Below are 18,140 nucleotides of genomic sequence, written 5' to 3' on the forward strand. Positions count from 1 at the left end.
CGCCTCATTCATGAATTGAACGAGTTTCTTATGAGCAAGCAGAAAATCAACGGCGAAGAATTGGTCAACCTGGCCAAATCGGCCCTGGAAGACGTCAAGGCCCAGGACATCCAGGTCATCGATGTACGTGAAAAGCACAGCCTGACCGACTACATGATCATTGCCACCGGTACCTCCAACCGGCAGATCAACGCCATGGCCGAGAAGGTCCGTGAAATCGTCAAGCAGCAGGGCGTGCAGCCCCTGGGCGAGGAAGGCAAGGGCGACAGCGACTGGGTGCTGCTGGACCTCAACGACGTCATCGTGCACATGATGACTGCCGCCGCGCGCCAGTTCTACGACCTCGAGCGCCTGTGGCTGGGTGCCGAGCAGAGCCGCTCCGCCGACGGTAAGCACCACAGCCCGGAGAACGCCCACAGCTACTCCGAAAACCTCAAGGACCGGGGCTGAGGGCACGCTGTGCGCCTGCGTCTGATCGCGGTCGGCTCGCGCATGCCCCGCTGGGTCGAGGAAGGCTGGCATGAATATGCCAAGCGCCTGCCCCCGGAGCTGTCGCTCGAGCTGGTGGAAATCCCGCTGAACACCCGTGGCAAGAATGCCGACGTCGCCCGCCTGATCCGCCAGGAGGGCGAAGCCATGCTGGCCAAGGTGCAGCCGGGTGAACGCATCGTCACCCTCGAGGTCCATGGCAAGCCCTGGAGCACCGAGCAGCTGGCGACCGAGCTGGATCGCTGGCGCCTGGATGCGCGGACGGTCAACCTGATGGTAGGTGGCCCGGAAGGGCTGGCGCCGGAAGTCTGCGCCCGCAGTGAACAGCGCTGGTCGCTGTCGCCGTTGACCTTGCCGCACCCGTTGGTAAGGATACTGATCGGCGAGCAGATCTACCGCGCCTGGACCGTGCTGTCCGGGCACCCTTACCACAAATGAGCCTGTAAGCCCGCCCGATGTCGCAGCCGATTCGTCTCAAGGACCACGAGAAAGACGCCCGCCTGGTGCGCAACCGCGTCGTGGTCGGCGCAGTGGCGGTCGTGCTGCTGGTGTGCGTGCTGATCGCCCGGCTGTACTACCTGCAGGTCATCCAGTACGACTATCACTCCACGCTGTCGGAGAACAACCGGGTACATGTGCAGCCGATCCCGCCGACCCGTGGGCTGATCTTCGACCGCAATGGCGTGATCGTCGCCGACAACCGCCCAAGCTTCAGCCTGACCATGACCCGCGAACGCGCCGGCGAGTGGCGCCAGGTGCTCGACACCATCGTCGAGGTGCTGGGGCTGACCCCGGACGACCGCGCCTTGTTCGAAAAACGCATGAAGCAGGGGCGCCGGCCGTTCGAACCGGTGCCGATCCTGTTCGAGCTGAGCGAGGAGCAGATCGCCCGCATTGCCGTCAACCAGTTCCGCCTGCCTGGCGTGGACGTGGCGGCGCAGCTGGTGCGCCATTACCCGCAGGGGGCGCATTTTGCCCACTCGGTGGGGTATGTCGGGCGGATCAACGAAAAAGAGCTCAAGACCCTCGACCCGGTCAACTACAGCGGCACCCACCATATCGGCAAGACCGGCATCGAGCGCTTCTACGAAGCCGAACTGCATGGTCAGGTGGGCTACGAGGAAGTCGAGACCAACGCTCGGGGCCGGGTGTTGCGGGTGCTCAAGCGCACGGACCCGATCCCGGGCAAGGACATCGTCCTGAGCCTGGACATCAAGCTGCAGGAGGCGGCCGAGAAGGCCCTGGGCGGACGCCGTGGCGCACTGGTCGCGCTCGACCCGCGTACCGGCGAGGTGCTGGCCATGGTCAGCCAGCCGAGCTTCGACCCCAACCTGTTCGTCACCGGCATCAGCTTCAAGGCCTACGCCGAGCTGCGCGATTCGATCGACCGGCCGCTGTTCAACCGTGTGCTGCGCGGCCTGTACCCGCCGGGTTCGACCATCAAGCCGGCAGTGGCCATCGCAGGCCTGGACAGTGGCGTGGTGACCGCCAGCAGCCGTGTATTCGACCCGGGCTACTACCAGTTGCCCAACTATGACCACAAGTACCGCAACTGGAACCGCAGCGGCGACGGCTGGGTCGACCTGGACACCGCGATCATGCGGTCCAACGACACCTACTTCTATGACCTTGCCCACAAGATGGGCATCGATCGGTTGTCCGCCTACATGAACAAGTTCGGCATCGGCCAGAAGGTCTCCCTCGACATGTTCGAGGAGTCGTCCGGCCTGATGCCGTCGCGTGAATGGAAACGCGCCACCCGCCGCCAGGCCTGGTTCCCCGGCGAGACCCTGATCCTCGGCATCGGCCAGGGCTACATGCAGGCCACCCCCCTGCAGCTGGCCCAGGCCACCGCGCTGATCGCCAACAAGGGCAAGTGGAACCGCCCGCACCTGGCCAAGACCATCGAAGGCAAGCCACCCGTGGACGAAAACCCCATGGCGGACATCGTCCTGCGCGACAAATCCGACTGGGCCAAGGTCACCCACGGCATGGAGCAGGTGATGCACGGCGCCCGCGGTACTGCGCGCAAGGCCGCCCTCGGTGCCCAGTACCGCATTGCCGGCAAGAGCGGTACCGCCCAGGTGGTGGCGATCAAGCAAGGCGAGAAATATGACCGCAACAAGCTTCAGGAGCGCCATCGCGACCATGCCCTGTTCGTTGCCTTCGCCCCGGCCGAAGACCCGAAGATCGTGGTCTCGGTGATGGTCGAGAACGGCGAGTCCGGCTCCGGCGTTGCGGCACCGGTGGTCCGCCAGGTGATGGACGCCTGGCTGCTCGACGAGAACGGCCGCCTCAAACCCGAATTCGCTCCTGCCACCGTTGTCCAGGAATCGGCCCCGTGAAGAACAATTTCGATCGCATGCTCTCCAGCGAGGACGTGATGCGGCGACGCGCGAGCTTCCTGCAGCGCATCCACATCGACGGCCCCCTGCTGGTCATCCTGCTGACCCTGGCGGCCGGCAGCCTGTTCGTCCTCTATTCGGCCAGCGGCAAGAACTGGGACCTGCTGATGAAGCAGGCCAGCTCGTTCGGCCTGGGCCTGGTGTCGATGTTCGTCATCGCCCAGCTCGAGCCTCGCTTCATGGCGCGCTGGGTGCCCCTGGCGTACGTGGTCGGGGTGCTGCTGCTGGTGGTGGTGGACGTCATGGGCCACAACGCCATGGGCGCCACGCGCTGGATCAACATCCCCGGAGTGATCCGCTTCCAACCCTCGGAATTCCTCAAGATCATCATGCCGGCGACCATCGCCTGGTACCTGTCCAAGCGCACCTTGCCGCCGGACCTCAAGCACGTGGCGATCAGCCTGGTGCTGATCGGCGTGCCGTTCATCCTGATCGTGCGCCAGCCCGACCTGGGCACGGCATTGCTGATCCTGGCCTCGGGCGCGTTCGTGCTGTTCATGGGTGGCCTGCGCTGGCGCTGGATCATTAGCGTGATCGCCGCCGCCGTGCCGGTGGCGGTGGCCATGTGGTTCTTCGTGATGCACGACTACCAGAAGCAGCGGGTGCTGACCTTCCTGGACCCGGAGAGCGACCCGCTGGGCACTGGCTGGAACATCATCCAGTCCAAGGCGGCGATCGGTTCGGGCGGGGTGTTCGGCAAGGGCTGGCTGCTAGGCACCCAGTCGCACCTGGACTTCCTGCCAGAAAGCCATACCGACTTCATCATCGCCGTGCTCGGCGAGGAATTCGGCCTGGTCGGCATTTGTCTGCTGCTGCTGATCTACCTGCTGCTGATCGGGCGTGGCCTGGTGATCACAGCCCAGGCCCAGACCCTGTTCGGCAAGCTGCTGGCAGGCAGCCTGACCATGACGTTCTTTGTATATGTATTCGTCAATATCGGTATGGTCAGCGGCCTTCTGCCCGTGGTGGGCGTGCCGCTGCCCTTCATCAGCTATGGCGGAACTTCGTTGGTGACGCTGCTGTCAGCGTTTGGCGTTCTGATGTCGATCCATACGCACCGCAAATGGATTGCACAGGTTTGAATAAGGTGAAGAATTTCATGCAAGCAGTGCGTGGCTGGGCTGCCCGTTGTGCGCCCTGGATTGGCGCGATGGGCTTGTTCGGCGCAGTCCAGCAGGCCAATGCCGGCGATTACGAGCGCTCGCCTCAGGTGGCCGAGTTCGTCGGCGAGATGACCCGCGATTACGGCTTCGCCCAGGAGCAGTTGATGGGCGTGTTCGGCGAGGTGCAGCGCAAGCAGTCGATCCTCGACGCCATTTCGCGTCCGGCCGAGCGGGTCAAGCCCTGGAAGGACTACCGGCCGATGTTCATCACCGATGCCCGCATCGCCCGTGGCGTGGACTTCTGGCGCCAGCACGAGGCGACCCTGGCCCGCGCCGAGCAGGAGTATGGCGTGCCGGCGCAGGTCATCGTCTCGATCATCGGCGTGGAGACCTTCTTCGGTCGCAATACCGGCAACTTCCGCGTGATCGACGCCTTGTCCACCCTGGGTTTCGATTACCCGCCGCGCGCCGAGTTCTTCCGCAAGGAACTGCGTGAATTCCTCCTGCTGGCCCGTGAAGAGCAGCTCGATCCACTCACCCTCAAGGGGTCGTACGCCGGCGCCATGGGCCTGCCGCAGTTCATGCCGAGCAGCTTTCGCAGCTACGCCGTGGATTTCGACGGCGACGGCCACATCAATATCTGGAACAACCCGGATGATGCCATCGGCAGCGTCGCCAGCTATTTCAAGCGCCACGGCTGGGTGGCCGGCGAGCCTGTGGTCAGCCGCGCGCTGGTGGTCGGCGAGCGCGCCGACGAGGGCCTGACCACCGGTATCGAGCCGGTCAAGACTGTCGGAGAGTTGCGAGCCCTGGGCTGGTCGAGTCATGATGCGCTGCGCGATGATCTGCCGGTCACGGCCTTCCGGCTCGAAGGCGAGCAGGGCCCGGAATACTGGATGGGCCTGAAAAACTTCTACGCGATCACGCGTTACAACCGCAGCGTGATGTACGCCATGGCGGTGCATCAGCTTTCGGAACAGCTGGTTCAAGCACGGGGCGTCAAGTAATGCGCGTAATTTTCTCCACCCATTCCCTCAAGCTGCTGGGCTGTGTCGCGGTCGGCCTGGCCCTGGCCAGCTGCTCCTCCAATCGCGCCACGGCGCCCAAACAAAGCGGCAATGTCGTGCGTACCCAGCCCGGGCTGGACATCAATCGGGCTCACAAGGACGGCGCCCCCTGGTGGGACGTGGATGTGAACAAGATCCCCGATGCCACGCCGACCGTGCACACCGGCGCCTACAAGGCCAACCCCTACACGGTGCTGGGCAAGACCTACTACCCGATGCAGGACTCGCGCAACTACCGTGCCGAAGGTACCGCGTCGTGGTACGGCACCAAGTTCCATGGCCAGAATACCGCCAACGGCGAGCTCTACGACCTCTATGGCATGAGCGCGGCACACAAGACCCTGCCGCTGCCGGCCTACGTACGGGTGACCAACCTGGCCAATGGTCGCAGCGTGATCCTGCGGGTCAACGACCGTGGCCCGTTCTACTCCGACCGTATCATCGACCTGTCCTACGCGGCGGCGAAGAAGCTCGGCTATGCCGAAATCGGCACCGCCCGCGTGCGCGTCGAGGGGATCGACCCGCAGCAGTGGTGGGCCGAGCGTGGTCAGCCGGCGCCCATGGTGCTCAAGCAGCCCCAAGTGGCCCAGACTCAGGCGATTCCGGCCAATACCGGCAAGGTCGAGCAGTGGACGCCGCCGCCCCAGCAGCATGCGGCGCCGGTGGTGCCGGTGCAGATGGGCGGCAACAATGTACCGGCCAACAACGGCGGCAGCTTCCTGCAGGTCGGGGCCTTCGCCAACCCGGATGCTGCCGAGTTGCTGCGCGCCAAGCTCAGCACCATGGTCAGTGCGCCGGTGTTCATCAGCTCCATCGTGCGTAACCAGCAGACCCTGCATCGCGTGCGCTTGGGGCCGATCAACAGCCAGGGCGAGATCCAGCAGGCCCAGGACAGCATTCGCCTGGCCAACCTGGGGCAGGCCAAGCTGGTCACGGCCGACTGATCCACGACTTTTTCTGTAGGAGCGGCCTTGTGCCGCTCCTACCGGTTGTGCACCGGCAACAGGTGTACAGCCAAACTGTCGGTTTTGTCATGAATTGCCGGCCCTGGCCATGTACAATGTCGGCTTTTGCCCGCAGCGACATAACGCCGCATTTTGCGGGCCCGGCCGACGGCCTCAAAAACTAGCCTGACTGGCGCCGGGCACACGATGTGGCCCGCGAAACATCAGACCATTAGCGATTTTCGAGAGACGGATGAACATCACCAACCTTGCCAAACGACTTTGCCTGCCCGTTCTGCTGATGATCACGCCCGCTGCCTTCGCGGCGGAGCAGATGATGCCATCGCCACCGCAGCTGGCTGCCAAGTCCTATGTACTCATGGATGCGTCCAGCGGCAACGTGCTGGTCGAGAACAACGGTGACGAGCGCCTGCCGCCGGCCAGCCTGACCAAGCTGATGACCGCCTACATCGCCACCCTGGACATCCGCCGTGGCCAGATCGGCGAGAACGACCCGGTCACCGTCAGCGAAAACGCCTGGCGCACCGGTGGTTCGCGCATGTTCATCAAGGTCGGCTCCCAGGTCAGCGTCAGCGACCTGCTGCACGGCATCATCATCCAGTCGGGCAACGACGCCTCGGTGGCCCTGGCCGAACACATTGCCGGCAGCGAAGACGCCTTCGCCGACATGATGAACAAGACCGCTGCCGACCTGGGCATGTCCAACAGCCACTTCATGAACCCGACCGGCCTGCCGCATCCGGAGCACTACTCCTCGGCCCACGACATGGCCGTGCTGGCACGCGCGATCATTGACGAAGACCCGGCCCACTACGCTATCTATTCGCAGAAGGAATTCTTCTGGAACAACATCAAGCAGCCTAACCGCAACCTGCTGCTGTGGCGTGACAAGACCGTCGATGGCCTGAAGACCGGCCACACCGACGAAGCCGGCTACTGCATGGTGGCATCGGCCGTTCGTGACGGCCAGCGCCTGATCGCCGTGGTGTTCGGCACCAACAGCGAGCAGTCCCGCGCTGCCGAGACCCAGAAGCTGCTGACCTACGGTTTCCGCTTCTTCGAAACCCAAACCTTCTACCAGAAGGGCACCGAGCTGACCCAGGCTCCGGTCTGGAAGGGCGCCACCAGCCAGGTGAAGGCGGGCCTTGCCAACGACCTGACCCTGACTATGCCTAAAGGCCAATTGAAGCGCCTCCAGGCTTCGATGACCATGAACCCGCAGCTCACCGCACCGATCGCCAAAGGTGACGTGATCGGCAAAGTGGAAGTCAAACTGGACGAGAAAGTGGTTCACAGCGCCGACCTCATCGCCCTCGACGGCGTCGAGGAAGGTGGTTTCTTCCGCCGTATGTGGGATAGCATCCGTCTGTTCTTCTACGGGTTGTTCAACTGATACGTGACCTGCATGCCCCCGCGTATCCTGCGGGGGCATTGTTGTTGCCACGGCTTACGAGGCCGTTTCCGCCATGAGCGAACCTGACGTCAAGTCGCACAAGATCGAATTCCCCTGCGACGATTACCCGATCAAGGTAATCGGCGATACCGTGGTCGGTTTCAAGGACACCGTGATCGAGATCCTGAGCAAATATGCCAAGGTCGACCTGTCCACCCTGGCCGAGCGCCAGAGCAAGGAAGGCAAGTACACCACGGTACAGCTGCACATCGTTGCCGAAAGCGAGAACCAGCTGCACGATATCAACAGCGCCCTGCGCGCGACCGGCATCGTGAAAATGGTGCTTTGATGCCGTCCTGCCTCGGTTTTCGCGATCTCGGCCTGCAGCCCTATGAACCGGTGCTGGAAGCCATGCGTCGCTTCACCGAGCAGCGTAGCCCGGACAGCCAGGACGAAGTCTGGCTGGTCGAGCATCCAGCGGTCTTCACCCAGGGTCAGGCCGGCAAGGCCGAGCACCTGCTGGTGCCGGGCGATATCCCGGTGGTGCAGACCGACCGGGGCGGCCAGGTGACCTACCATGGCCCCGGGCAGTTGGTGGCCTACCTGTTGCTGGACGTTCGTCGCCTCGGCTTTGGCGTGCGCGAGCTGGTCAGCCGTATCGAGCAGACGTTGATCGACCTGCTGGCCAGCTACGATGTCCAGGCCATGGCCAAGCCCGATGCGCCGGGTGTCTATGTCGAGGGGGCGAAGATTGCCTCTCTCGGCCTTCGAATCCGCAACGGTCGTTCTTTCCACGGCCTTGCTCTGAACGTGGACATGGACCTTGCGCCATTCCGCCGAATCAACCCCTGTGGGTATGCGGGGCTGGCCATGACCCAGCTGCGAGACCTGGCAGGCCCGATCGAACTCTCCGAGGTCAGGACAAGGCTGCGCGGACAGCTGGTCAAGCACCTCGACTATGCTGAGCAGACGACCCTCACGGGCGGAATCGACTGAATATGACAACAACTGTGCAAGAAACCGTGCCAACCCCGGAAGCTACCGCGCGCCCCGCGCCGAAGAAGGTCGAGGCGGGCGTCAAGCTGCGCGGCGCCGACAAGGTCGCGCGTATCCCGGTCAAGATCATCCCCACCGAAGAGCTGCCGAAGAAGCCTGACTGGATCCGCGTGCGCATCCCGGTTTCCCCGGAAGTCGACCGGATCAAGCAATTGCTGCGCAAGCACAAGCTGCACAGCGTCTGCGAGGAAGCCTCCTGCCCGAACCTGGGCGAGTGCTTCTCCGGCGGTACCGCAACCTTCATGATCATGGGCGACATCTGCACCCGTCGCTGCCCGTTCTGCGACGTCGGCCATGGCCGGCCCAAGCCGCTGGACGTCGATGAGCCGAAGAACCTGGCCATCGCGATCGCCGACCTGCGCCTGAAGTACGTGGTGATCACTTCGGTGGACCGCGACGACCTGCGCGACGGCGGTGCCCAGCACTTCGCCGACTGCATCCGCGAGATTCGTGCGCTGTCGCCTGGCGTGCAGCTGGAAACCCTGGTTCCGGACTACCGCGGGCGGATGGACGTCGCGCTGGAAATCACCGCGCAGACCCCGCCGGATGTGTTCAACCACAACCTGGAGACCGTACCGCGCCTGTACAAGGCCGCGCGCCCCGGTTCGGACTACGACTGGTCGCTGGACCTGCTGCAGAAGTTCAAGCAGATGGTGCCGCATGTGCCGACCAAGTCCGGCCTGATGCTGGGCCTTGGCGAAACGGACGAGGAGGTCATCGAGGTGATGCAGCGCATGCGCGAGCATGACATCGACATGCTGACCCTGGGCCAGTACCTGCAGCCTTCGCGTAACCACCTGCCGGTACAGCGTTTCGTGCACCCGGACACCTTCGCCTGGTTCGCCGAGGAAGGCTACAAGATGGGCTTCAAGAACGTCGCTTCCGGCCCGCTGGTACGCTCCTCGTACCACGCCGACCAGCAAGCCCACGAAGCCAAGATCAAGCTCTGAGCCTGGCTGTGTGACCCATGCCGATGCGTGCCGGAAGGCGCCATCGGCATTTTTGTTTGCAGGGGGGTATTCCCCCTGCACTGGGCCCTGGGCATGCGTGATCGTGCCGGCCTCGTACCTGCTAGGAGTTGCTCGATGAATTGCCCCGAATCCCTCGACATGCACTTGGCAACCGCTATACCGGCCAATGCCAGCTTCGCCATCGTCGCCCCGGCCGGCCCGGCCCGGCTGGATGCGGAGAAAGCCCACCGCTGGTTCACCAGCCGGGGCATGCAATGCCGGCTGTATCCCGGGGTCAGCCAGGCGCAGGGCTACCTCGCCGGCAGCGATCAGCAACGCCTCGATGACCTGCACGCAGCGTTCGCCGACCCGGACATCGATGCCATCCTCTGCATGCGCGGGGGCTACGGCAGCATGCGCCTGCTCGACCGGCTCGACTTCGACCTGATCCGCCGCCATCCCAAACCGTTGATCGGCTACAGCGACATCACCGCCTTGCACACTGCGCTCAACCGCCACGCCGGGCTCATCACCTTCCACGGTGCGATGCTCAATGCCGACCTGTTGGGCGAGAAGCGGGAGCCGACCGTGCCGTCATTGCTCGGCCAGCTCAGGGGTGAGTTGGGCGAAGGTGACGTGTTACGCCATCCTGATGCCTATCCGCTGACCTGTGTGCAGCCTGGCGTGGCGAGCGGGCGCTTGCTGGGTGGCAACCTGTCGCTGCTCTGCGCCACCCTGGGGACGCCTGCCGAGATCGACAGCCAGGGCTGCATCCTGTTCATCGAAGACGTCAACGAGCCGTTGTACCGGGTCGATCGGTTGCTGACCCAATTGCGCCTGGCGGGCAAGCTGGACGGGGTGCGAGGCGTGTTGGTGGGCGATTTTGCCGGGATCACCGTACCGGCGATGGTGCCGCTGCTCGAGGATATCTTCGGGCCGTTGGGCGTACCGGTATTGGCGGGGTGGCGCAGTGGGCATTGCGACCCAAACCTGTGCCTGCCGCTGGGGGCCAGGGTGCGGTTGGACAGTGAGAAGCAGGTACTGGTACTGGAGCAGGGGTTGTTCAAGGCTTGAGGTGGTTGGGGCTGCTTCGCAGCCCTATCGCGGCACAAGGTCGCTCCACAGGGCCTGTAGGAGCGGCCTTGTGCCGCGAAAGGGCCGCGAAGCGGCCCCCGGAGCATCACTGCCGGCGCAGGCTATCGAGCAGCTTGTGCGTCGGGTACCCATCGGCCGGCCATCCGAGCCCTTGCTGGGCATTGCGTATGGCCTTGCGGGTATTGGCGCCGATGATGCCGTCGGCATTGCCTGCCTCGTGGCCGCGGGCATTAAGCAGGTCTTGCAGCTCTATGCGCTCGCTGCGGCTCAGCGGCAGGTCGTCCTTGGGCCAGCTGCCGGCGATGAAGCCCCAGCCGGAGAAACGATCTCCCAGCAGGCTGACTGCCAGGGCGTAGGACGACGAATTGTTGTACTTCAGGATCGCCCGGAAGTTGTCCAGCACCAGGAACGCCGGGCCGCGGGCGCCCGCAGGCAGCAGCAGGGCGGCCGAGAGCTGGTTGCTGCCCGCAGGCAGTTGGGTACCGGTCGGCAGCGTCACGCCCAGCTGCAGCCATTCGCTGACGGTCTTGCGCTGCGCCCCATCGGCCAACCAGTAGTCGAAACCTGCAGGCACCTGCACCTCGAAGCCCCAGGGTTGGCCCTTCTGCCAGCCCGAGCTCTGCAGGTAGTGGGCGGTGGAGGCCAGGGCATCGGCAGTGCTGTTCCAGATGTCCCGGCGACCGTCGCCGTCGAAGTCTACGGCGTGGGTGTTGTAGGTGGTGGGGATGAACTGGGTCTGGCCCATGGCACCGGCCCAGGAGCCACGCATGGCCTCAGGCTGGATGTCGCCATTCTGCAGGATCTGCAGGGCGGCGATCAGCTGGTCCTGGGCGAAGGTCGGGCGACGGCCTTCATAGGCCAGGGTGGCCAGGGAACGAATCACCGACTTGCTGCCCTGGAACTGGCCGAAATTGCTTTCCATGCCCCAGACCGACACCAGGACCTGGCGATCCACACCATAGCGCTGCTCGATCTGCGACAGCAGCTCGGCGTGTTGTACCAGTAGCTTCTTGCCGTTGCGCACGCGCAATGGCGACAGGGCGCCGTCGAGGTATTCCCACACCGGGCGGGCGAATTCAGGTTGGCTGCGGTCGGCCTTGATCACATCCATGTCGGGCGTGACGCCGAGGAAGGCGCGGTCGAACGTGCTGGGGCTGATACCGGCCTGCAGGGCCTGCTGACGGAAGCCCGCCTGCCATTGGGCGAAGGTCTGCAGGGGCTGGATTTCGCTGCTGGTATCGGGCGTGGTGCCTGGCAGTGTCACGTTTGCAGTGGGCTGGGCAGGTGCCAGCGGCAGGGCGTCGGCGGCGGTGGGTTTTTCCGCGCAGGCAACGAGCAGGATGAAGCTGGAGGCTGCGATCAGCTGGCGTGGGTGCCAGCGCAGGGACAGACGAAAGGGCATGCACAGATCCAGAATTGCGGTTCAGGTGCCGACCATATCATGACTGGGCCCTTCCTGCCTTCATGCGGCCAAAAAGCAAGAAGCCTCCCAATCTCTCGATTGGAAGGCTTCGCGGCGGTAGCTGCCTTTGCCCTTGCTCGGTCGTTCCTGGCGGCAGCGGAACAGTGGTTGGGCGACGATGGACTTGGCCTTGTTCGGGCCGTGCTTTTTCGGCTTCTTGCTCATGGCGATTACCCCGGTTGGGTGGATGTCGGGGCGCACTGTAAGGCTGGGGTGGGGGTGGGGCCAATTGATTGTGTTTATGGAAAGCGCCGCGTGCACCCTGTGGAACGGGCTTATTCTGGTGGCAAGGCCAGACGCTGGCCCGCCATCAGCAGCGACAGGCGCGCCAGGCTGGTCCAGGGCGAACCTTCGGCTTGACCCTTGATCTGCGCATCGATGCGCTGCGCATCCTGCAGCAACTGAGCCCAGCGCTGCGCCGAGAGCCGCTGCAGAGCCTTGCTGACCAAGGGTCGGCGCTTGTCCCACACCGGCGGGCGTGCCTGGCTGAAGGCTTTGTCCAGCGGCACGCCCTGGCTGAACTGTTGGGCGAGCCCTGCCAGCAGGCGCAGCTCCCGGGCCAGGGCCCAGAGGATCACCGGTGGCTCGACCCCCTCGCCACGCAGGCCTTCGAGCATGCGCAGGGCGTGGCCGGCCTCACCATTGAGGATTGCATCGACCAGGCCGAAGACATCGAAGCGTGCGCTGTCGGCGACGGCCGCCTGGACGGTTTCGACCGTGATCTGGTTGCTTTCGGCCAGCAGCTTGAGCTTCTCGATCTCCTGGGCGGCGGCCAGCAGGTTGCCCTCGACCCGCGCAGCGATCAGGTCGACCGCATCGCGCTGTGCGGACAGCCCGGCCTGGGCCAGGCGCTGGTTGATCCACTGCGGCAGTTGCTGGGCGTCCACCGGCCAGATCTGGATGAACTGGCAGTGTTGGCCTTCAATCAGCGCCTTGCCCCACTTGGTCTTCTGCGCACTGCCGTCGAGCTTGGGCAGGCTGATCAGCAGCAAGGTGTCCTCGGCGGGGTTGGCGCAATACTCCATGAGCGCGGCGGCGCCTTTGTCGCCCGGCTTGCCGGATGGCAGGCGCAGCTCCAGCAGGCGGCGTTGGGCGAACAATGACAGGCTGGCACCGGCCTGGAGCAGGGTGCCCCAGTCGAAGTTGGCGTCGGCACTGAACACCTGGCGTTCGTCGAAGCCTTGCTGGCGCGCGGCGGTGCGAATGGCGTCGGCCGCTTCCTGGCACAGCAGTGGGTCATCGCCGCTGACCACGTAGACCGGGGCCAGGGCACCTTGCAGGTGTTTGTTGAGTTGGGCGGGGGCGAGCTTCATGGGGTATGGGGGCACCCAGAGGTGCCCCTCGGCCTCGTCTTAGTTGGCCGGTACTTCCATCGGGGACTGCTGCGGCGTTTCGTCCTGCTGGCGACGGGCCGCTTCCAGGGCGTCGGCTTCGGCCTTGGCGCGGGCTTCGGCTTCACGTTGCAGTTCGTCCAGGTGGGACGGGGTCAGCATCTGCAGGCGCACCATCATGGCCTGGACCAGATCGCGGCGCATTTCTTCCCGGGCCTGGGTGGCTTCCTGGTCGGAGCCTGTGATGTTGTCACCGTCATGCACGTAGATCTTGCGGACCTCGACCTTGTCGCTGAGCAGCGGAATGTCGTTCAGCCCCAGCATGCTGTAGCTGAGCACGGTGGTGAGTTCGTACTCGACCGAGCGGTTGCCGCCGCTGTAGGTGGCTGCGCGCTGGGTCTGCTTCTCGTCGGTCAGCACCAGGCGATAGGGCGCGCCGGCGTGGACGTTGACGCCGTTGCGGTCCAGGGTCTCGCGCAGCTCGGTCACGGTCTCGCCGTAGGCGTTGCGCGCGCGCAGGTCCATTTCCTTGATGGTCAGCTCGGTGGTGCCGGTGCCGCGCAGCTGGAAACCACAGGCACTGAGCACGACGGCCAGGCCCATTACCAGCAGATTGCGTTTGATCATGTTGTAGCTCCCTTGTGGGCCTGTTCCGCCCACCCGCGCCGTGTGCGGGTGGGCGTTGCCATCAGTTGGCGACGATGTTGACCAGCTTGCCCGGCACGACGATGACCTTGCGGATGGTCAGGCCATCGATGAAGCGCAGGACGTTTTCGTTGCTGCGAGCGGCGGCTTCGATCTCTTCACGGCTGGCGCCGGCGGGCATTTCAACCTGGCCGCGCAGCTTGCCGTTGACCTGGACCACCAGGGTGATGCTGTCCTGTACCAGGGCGCTTTCGTCGACGCTCGGCCAGGTGGCATCGATCACCGCCTGGTCGTGGCCCAGGTGCTTCCACAGCGCATGGCTGATGTGCGGGGTGATCGGGGCCAGCAGCAGGGTGACGGCCTCCAGGCCTTCCTGCAGCAGGGCACGGTCCTGTTCGGTGGCTTGCGGGGCTTTTTCCAGCACGTTCATCACGGTCATCACCTGGGCGATGGCGGTGTTGAACTTGTGGAACTGGCCCACGTCGGTGCTGGCTTGCTTGATCGCGGCATGGATGGCGCGGCGAATGGTCTTCTGCGCGTCGTCCAGCGAAGCGACATCCAGCTTGCCCGGCAGGCCCTGGGCAACATGGGCCTGGGCCAGGCGCCAGACACGGCGCAGGAAGCGGCTGGCACCCTCGACGCCGGAGTCGGACCATTCCAGGCTCATGTCGGGCGGCGAGGCGAACATCATGAACAGGCGGCAGGTGTCGGCGCCGTAGGCGTCGATCATGGCCTGCGGGTCGACGCCGTTGTTCTTGGACTTGGACATCTTTTCGGTGCCACCGATTTCCACCGGCAGGCCGTCGGACTTCAGGCGGGCGCCGATGATCTTGGCCTTGGCGTCACGCTCGACCTCGACGTCGGCTGGGTTGAACCAGTCCTTGCCGCCGTTGCTGGCGGTGCGGTAGTAGGTCTCGGCGACGACCATGCCCTGGGTGAGCAGGTTTTTGAACGGCTCGTTGGAGGTGACCAGGCCTTCGTCGCGCATCAGCTTGTGGAAGAAGCGCGCGTACAGCAGGTGCAGGATGGCGTGCTCGATACCGCCGATGTACTGGTCCACCGGCAGCCAGTGGTTGGCCGCCTTCGGGTCGACCATGCCACCTTCGTAGTTTGGCGAAGCATAGCGGGCGAAGTACCAGGACGACTCGACGAAGGTGTCCATGGTGTCGGTTTCACGCTTGGCCGCAGCGCCGCATTTCGGGCAGGTGCATTCGTAGAATTCGGGCATGCGCGCCAGGGGCGAGCCGGCGCCGTCCGGCACCACATCCTCGGGCAATTTGACCGGCAGTTGGTCTTCCGGCACCGGCACGTCGCCGCAGGACGGGCAGTGGATGATCGGGATCGGGCAGCCCCAGTAGCGCTGGCGGCTGATGCCCCAGTCGCGCAGGCGGAACTGGGTGCGCGACTTGCCGAGTTCCTTGCGGATCAGTGCGGCTTCGATGGCGTCGAACGCGCCCTGGAAGTCCAGGCCGTCGAATTCGCCGGAGTTGATCAGTTGGCCATGCTCGCCGTAGGCGGCCTGCCATTCGCTGCCGACCTCGTCGCCCGCGCTGGTGCGTACCACTGCCTTGACCGGCAGGTTGTACTTGTGGGCGAACTCGAAGTCGCGCTCGTCATGGGCCGGGACTGCCATCACGGCGCCATCACCATAGTGCATCAACACGTAGTTGGCGACCCAGACCGGCAGCTTTTCGCCGGTCAGTGGGTGCTGGACGAACAGGGAAGTGGGCATGCCCTTCTTCTCCTGGGTGGCCATGTCGGCCTCGGCGACGCTGCCGCTCTTGCATTCGTCGATGAACGCCTGCAGCGCCGGGTTGCCCTGGGCAGCCTGGGTGGCCAGCGGGTGCTCGGCGGCGACGGCGACGTAGGTGGCACCCATCAGGGTGTCCGGGCGGGTGGTGAAGACCTTCAGGGCGCCTTCGTGGCCGATGCTCGCCTGGTCGTAGGGGAACTGCACTTCCATGCCGCGCGACTTGCCGATCCAGTTGCGCTGCATGGTCTTGACCTGCTCAGGCCAGCCCGGCAGCTCGTCGAGGCTTTCCAGCAGCTCGTCGGCGTAGTCGGTGATGCGGAAGTAGTACATCGGGATTTCGCGCTTCTCGATCAGCGCGCCCGAACGCCAGCCACGGCCGTCGATGACCTGTTCGTTGGCCAGGACGGTCTGGTCGACCGGGTCCCAGTTGACGGTGCCGTTCTTGCGGTAGATGACACCCTTCTCGAACAGGCGGGTGAACAGCCACTGCTCCCAGCGGTAGTAGTCCGGCTTGCAGGTGGTGACTTCACGGGACCAGTCGATCGCCAGGCCCAGGCTCTTGAGCTGGGACTTCATGTAGTCGATGTTCTCGTACGTCCACTTGGCCGGGGCGACGTTGTTCTTCATCGCGGCGTTTTCCGCCGGCATGCCGAAGGCGTCCCAACCCATCGGCTGGAGCACGTTCTTGCCCTGCATGCGCTGGTAGCGGGCGATCACATCGCCGATGGTGTAGTTGCGCACGTGACCCATGTGTAGCTTGCCGCTCGGGTACGGGAACATCGACAGGCAGTAGTAGGTGTCCTTGCCTGGCTGTTCGGTGACAGCGAACGATTGTTGCTCGTCCCAGAAGGTCTGGGCGGCGGCTTCTATTTCACGGGGCGTGTATTGTTCGTGCATGGCTACTTTGTGCTGAGAGAGGTAGGGACCCTGTTTTCCGCAGCGGAACCTCGCTGCGTCCGGCACTCCGGTGTCGGTAGAGTGAACGCCGTAGCATACATGAGCGTCGCGTATCGTGGGAAACCCTGAATGCGGCCCACGGGCCGTTGGTCGCGGCATCCGGCTGCTTTTTGCAGTGACGCTAAGCTCATCTGTGGGGGAGATATTCTTATCTTCAATGAGGTGAACGGATGGGAGAGTCGCAGCTACCCGCAATCAAACCGGAGCTATACGAACGCTTGATCGACCGCCTGGGCCTGGCTCTGGAAGTGGCCAGGACCTCCGTACGATTACGCGACGAGATGCCAGCCGAACTGGAACTGCGTGGCCTGAGCCATGCCGAGTTCGAAGTGATCAAGGCCTACCTGGAAACCCTCCCGGAAGGTCGCTTTGCCAGTACCGGGGCCTACCCGCCACCGGAGCCGACTTCGGCGAAGATCGTCTGGCTCAAGGACAAGAAACGCCCTGCCATCACGGCAAGATCCCGGACGCTGCCCCGCTAGCCGTTCTGGGTTCCAGGCGCAGACCGTCGTGCGCCGGTTCTTTCTTACAACTGCTCATGATCGGCGTCGGACACACACTTGTTGCCCGGCGTCGATCCTCTTAGGCTGCACGCCTTCATGGGAGGTCTGTGCATGCTGCTTCGCTACTTCATCAAACAATGGTTGCTGCCGCCTGGCATGCTGTTCCTGCTGCTGCTGGCCGCCTGGTGGCTGCGCACGCGACGCCCGCGCCTGGCGGCGGCCTGCTTCGCCCTGGGCCTGGGCGGCCTGTGGCTGATGAGCCTGCCCCTGGTGGTGGAGCAGGCTGCCCGGCAACTGGAAACCGAAGCGCCGCTGCTGCCGGCGCAATGGCCGGCCCTGGCCGAGCGTGCCGATGCCATCGTCGTGCTGGGCGCCGGCCGTGAGCGTGGCGACCCGGCCTGGGGCGGCCAGGACCAACCGACCGGCACGGCCCTGGAGCGCATGCGCTATGCCGCGCAGCTGGCCAAGGCCTCGGGGGTGCCGCTGGCGATCAGTGGCGGGCTGCACTACGGGACGCCGCCGAGCGAGGCGCAATTGATGGCTGACCGATTGCAGGCGGACTTCGGCGTTGCCGTGCGTTGGAAGGAGGAGGCCAGCCGCACCACCTGGGAGAATGCCCAGTTCAGTGCGCGGCTGCTGCAGCCCCAGGGCGTCCGTCGGGTGGTGCTGGTGACCCAGGCCTGGCACATGCCGCGTGCGCGGTGGAGCTTCGAGCGGGCGGGGTTCGAGGTGGTGACGGCGCCGGTGGGGTTCCTCGGTGGCGACCATGCCCAGCCGTTCGCCGGCTTGCTGCCCGATAGCCGGGCGGTTTGGCGCAGTGGGCAGTTACTCAACGAGGCGGTGGGGTTGGTGGGGTATCGGTTGTTCTATTGATGCTTTCTGCTGCTGGACCGGCCTCATCGCGGGACGAGCCCGCTCCTACAGGTACGCACAAACCTCAAGGGCTGTGGAGATCCTGTGGGAGCG

At 64.6% G+C, this 18,140-nt stretch carries 18 protein-coding genes; 13 read left to right on the forward strand and 5 right to left on the reverse strand.

Features of this window, described 5'->3' with window-relative positions:
* Positions 1–30: 30 nt before the first annotated feature.
* From rsfS to AC1MHZ_RS19430, 11 genes are all read left to right on the forward strand, one after another.
* The gene (gene rsfS, locus AC1MHZ_RS19380) at positions 31–450 is read left to right on the forward strand and encodes a ribosome silencing factor (RefSeq protein ID WP_084855555.1); all 420 of its coding nucleotides are present in this window, start codon (positions 31–33) and stop codon (positions 448–450) included.
* Positions 451–459: 9 nt separating this feature from the next.
* Positions 460–927, forward strand: coding sequence for a 23S rRNA (pseudouridine(1915)-N(3))-methyltransferase RlmH (rlmH, locus tag AC1MHZ_RS19385; RefSeq protein ID WP_084855554.1), 468 nt, complete (start codon positions 460–462; stop codon positions 925–927).
* A gap of 17 nt (positions 928–944) precedes the next feature.
* The gene (mrdA, locus tag AC1MHZ_RS19390) at positions 945–2,834 is read left to right on the forward strand and encodes a penicillin-binding protein 2 (protein ID WP_084855553.1); all 1,890 of its coding nucleotides are present in this window, start codon (positions 945–947) and stop codon (positions 2,832–2,834) included.
* Between the two features lie 38 nt (positions 2,835–2,872).
* A complete protein-coding gene (rodA, locus tag AC1MHZ_RS19395; protein WP_172402970.1) occupies positions 2,873–3,976 on the forward strand; it encodes a rod shape-determining protein RodA in 1,104 nt (367 codons plus the stop codon).
* A 17-nt stretch (positions 3,977–3,993) separates the two neighbouring features.
* Positions 3,994–5,004 (forward strand): lytic murein transglycosylase B, encoded by a 1,011-nt coding sequence (gene mltB, locus AC1MHZ_RS19400; protein ID WP_084855573.1) that lies wholly within the window; start codon positions 3,994–3,996, stop codon positions 5,002–5,004.
* A complete protein-coding gene (locus AC1MHZ_RS19405; RefSeq protein ID WP_482966799.1) occupies positions 5,004–6,008 on the forward strand; it encodes a septal ring lytic transglycosylase RlpA family protein in 1,005 nt (334 codons plus the stop codon). The genes mltB and AC1MHZ_RS19405 overlap by 1 nt, the downstream gene beginning before the upstream one ends.
* 253 nt (positions 6,009–6,261) lie before the next feature.
* Positions 6,262–7,422, forward strand: coding sequence for a D-alanyl-D-alanine carboxypeptidase family protein (locus tag AC1MHZ_RS19410; protein WP_084855550.1), 1,161 nt, complete (start codon positions 6,262–6,264; stop codon positions 7,420–7,422).
* A gap of 73 nt (positions 7,423–7,495) precedes the next feature.
* Complete coding sequence (locus AC1MHZ_RS19415; protein WP_043211184.1) at positions 7,496–7,771, forward strand: DUF493 domain-containing protein; 276 nt, start codon at positions 7,496–7,498, stop codon at positions 7,769–7,771.
* Positions 7,771–8,418 carry a lipoyl(octanoyl) transferase LipB gene (gene lipB, locus AC1MHZ_RS19420; RefSeq protein WP_084855549.1) on the forward strand — a complete coding sequence of 216 codons (648 nt, stop codon included), beginning with the start codon at positions 7,771–7,773 and terminating at the stop codon, positions 8,416–8,418. The genes AC1MHZ_RS19415 and lipB overlap by 1 nt, the downstream gene beginning before the upstream one ends.
* A 2-nt stretch (positions 8,419–8,420) precedes the next feature.
* Positions 8,421–9,428, forward strand: coding sequence for a lipoyl synthase (lipA, locus tag AC1MHZ_RS19425; protein ID WP_084855548.1), 1,008 nt, complete (start codon positions 8,421–8,423; stop codon positions 9,426–9,428).
* A gap of 135 nt (positions 9,429–9,563) precedes the next feature.
* Positions 9,564–10,502 carry a S66 peptidase family protein gene (locus tag AC1MHZ_RS19430; RefSeq protein WP_324817264.1) on the forward strand — a complete coding sequence of 313 codons (939 nt, stop codon included), beginning with the start codon at positions 9,564–9,566 and terminating at the stop codon, positions 10,500–10,502.
* 106 nt (positions 10,503–10,608) lie between these two features.
* Here the strand turns inward: AC1MHZ_RS19430 and AC1MHZ_RS19435 are convergent, their stop codons facing one another.
* The 5 genes from AC1MHZ_RS19435 to leuS form a co-directional block, all read right to left on the reverse strand.
* Positions 10,609–11,925: a lytic murein transglycosylase gene (locus AC1MHZ_RS19435; RefSeq protein WP_084855546.1), complete on the reverse strand. Its 1,317-nt coding sequence runs from the start codon at positions 11,923–11,925 to the stop codon at positions 10,609–10,611.
* Between the two features lie 60 nt (positions 11,926–11,985).
* Positions 11,986–12,150 carry an alternative ribosome rescue factor ArfA gene (gene arfA / locus AC1MHZ_RS19440; protein ID WP_084855545.1) on the reverse strand — a complete coding sequence of 55 codons (165 nt, stop codon included), beginning with the start codon at positions 12,148–12,150 and terminating at the stop codon, positions 11,986–11,988.
* A gap of 110 nt (positions 12,151–12,260) precedes the next feature.
* The gene (gene holA / locus AC1MHZ_RS19445; protein ID WP_084855544.1) at positions 12,261–13,298 is read right to left on the reverse strand and encodes a DNA polymerase III subunit delta; all 1,038 of its coding nucleotides are present in this window, start codon (positions 13,296–13,298) and stop codon (positions 12,261–12,263) included.
* Positions 13,299–13,337: 39 nt separating this feature from the next.
* Positions 13,338–13,943, reverse strand: a complete 606-nt coding sequence (locus tag AC1MHZ_RS19450) for an LPS-assembly lipoprotein LptE (protein ID WP_084855543.1) — start codon at positions 13,941–13,943, stop codon at positions 13,338–13,340.
* 61 nt (positions 13,944–14,004) lie between these two features.
* Positions 14,005–16,611, reverse strand: coding sequence for a leucine--tRNA ligase (gene leuS, locus AC1MHZ_RS19455; protein ID WP_482966800.1), 2,607 nt, complete (start codon positions 16,609–16,611; stop codon positions 14,005–14,007).
* Between the two features lie 230 nt (positions 16,612–16,841).
* Here leuS and AC1MHZ_RS19460 point away from each other — a divergent pair, with 230 nt between their 5' ends.
* Together AC1MHZ_RS19460 and AC1MHZ_RS19465 are read left to right on the forward strand one after the other, a co-directional pair.
* Positions 16,842–17,153, forward strand: a complete 312-nt coding sequence (locus tag AC1MHZ_RS19460) for a hypothetical protein (protein WP_084855541.1) — start codon at positions 16,842–16,844, stop codon at positions 17,151–17,153.
* A gap of 132 nt (positions 17,154–17,285) precedes the next feature.
* A complete protein-coding gene (locus AC1MHZ_RS19465) occupies positions 17,286–18,047 on the forward strand; it encodes a YdcF family protein (RefSeq protein WP_482966801.1) in 762 nt (253 codons plus the stop codon).
* Positions 18,048–18,140 lie beyond the last annotated feature (93 nt).

The organism is Pseudomonas sp. FA-1, from assembly GCF_056856075.1.